The organism is Lacihabitans soyangensis (genome assembly GCF_024343775.1).
GTDB classification, from domain to species: domain Bacteria; phylum Bacteroidota; class Bacteroidia; order Cytophagales; family Spirosomataceae; genus Leadbetterella; species Leadbetterella soyangensis.
Genome location: NZ_RJUF01000133.1, coordinates 1 through 2,011 on the forward strand (window position 1 = coordinate 1; position 2,011 = coordinate 2,011).

The window sequence follows — 2,011 nt, forward strand, 5'->3', positions numbered from 1 at the left end:
GTAGGAAACCAAATATTGTGCAACGGTGCCACAACAACAGCAATTAATTTTACTGGGAACAATCAAAATACTGTTTATAACTGGACAAATTCAAATAGTGCGATAGGTTTAGCATCGAGTGGTACAGGAAATATAACATCATTTGTAGCCACAAACACTACAAATACTCCAATTACTTCTACCATTGAAGTAACGCCTTCAGTAACATCAATATCCGCATCTCAACCAATTACAGAAACATTTAATTTCACAGGAAACCTTCAAACATTTATCGTACCTGCAGGGGTAACTGAGATAGATATTACAGCAAATGGGGCTCAAGGTGGCAGTAATAATCAAGGGGTTTTAGGAGGTTTAGGAGGTGTAGCATCTGGTAGATTAGCCGTAACCCCTGGCCAAGTCCTTAATATATATGTTGGAGGACAAAATGGTTATAATGGTGGTGGTACAGCAGGCACCTCAGTTTGTACGAATGCAATTGGTGGTAACGGTGGAGGAGCATCTGACATTAGAGTCGGTGGTACTGCTTTAGCTGATAGAGTAATTGTAGCAGGTGGTGGTGGCGGTGCGGCTGGAAATAGACTTGCAGGTTGTGGAAGAGGAACTGGTGGTGGTGGTGGCGGTGGTTACTACGGTGGTGGTGGTGGTGCCGCATGGCCTGGTTCGACCCCAGGTAATCTCCCAACAGGCGGAACGCAAATAGGAGGTGGAACTGGTGGGGTTTCTACATTTGCAACTGCTGCACCGGCTAACAAAGGGGGGGAAGGAGTTTTGGGAGTTGGTGGGAGTGGTGGTAATGAATTATCTTCCAACCAAGCTGCTAACTCAACTGGTTCAATCGGAGCAAACGGTGGAGGCCTGACGGGTAATAATGGTACATACAATGGAAACTTTGTAGGTCAGAGTGGTGCTGGTGGTTCAAGTTATTTAGGTAACCTTAATGCCTCTTCAACTACTGCTGGTTTAAATACTGGCGATGGTTCGGTAACCATTACATACACTGCTTCATTAGTTTGTACTGGTCCTCCACAAACATTTACAATTACTGTAAATCCAACCCCAACAGTATCAGCATCAAGTAATTCACCAATTTGCTCGGGAAATTCAGCTAGTCTTAGTAGTTCAGGAGGAACAAATTACTCATGGACGGGTCCGAATGGATTTAGTTCGTCCATCCAAAATCCTATCATAGCCAATGTGACAACTGGTGGAACTTATTCGGTTACCGTTACTGATGGCAATGGGTGTACTGCAACGGCCTCAACGGCAGTTACAGTCAATGCTACGCCTGTAGCAAATCCATCCAATAACACTCCGATTTGTTCAGGAAACACTTTAAATTTAACTTCATCAGCTGGTACAAGTTATCTGTGGTCGGGTCCAAACTCATTTAGTTCAACTGAGCAGAATCCAAGTATTAGTAATGTAACGACGGCAGCCAACGGAGTATATACCTTGACAGTTACAAACTCAAATGGCTGTAGTGCAAGTGCGACCACAAATGTAATTGTAAATGCATTACCAGTTCCAAACCCAACTAGTGATTCGCCTAAATGTGTGGGTACAACCTTGAGTTTCAATTCGGTATCAGGCATGACCAGTTACGTATGGAGTGGGCCGAATTCATTTAGTGCTTCTATACAAACACCAAGCATCAGCAGTGTAACTACTGCTGCAAGTGGTACTTATAGCTTAACTGTAACGAGTGCCAATGGCTGTACTGCAAGTGCAACAACAGTTGTTACAATCAATTCTTTGCCGGTACCAAATCCGAGCTCTGACTCACCGAAATGTGTTGGTACGACTTTATCATTCAACTCAGTGGCAGGCATGAGTAGTTATGCATGGAGTGGGCCAAATTCTTTCAATGCGAGTACGCAAAACCCAAGCATCAGCAATGTAACTACTGCAGCAAGTGGTACTTATAGCTTAACTGTAACGGATGCCAATGGATGTAGTGCAAGTGCAACTACAGTTGTTACAATCAATTCTTTGCCAGTACCAAATCCGA

1 protein-coding gene is annotated in these 2,011 nt (G+C 43.8%); it reads left to right on the forward strand.

The features are described 5' to 3' along the window. On the forward strand, positions 1–2,011 hold a 2,011-nt coding region (locus EGI31_RS14975; protein WP_255037983.1), incomplete at both ends, for a beta strand repeat-containing protein.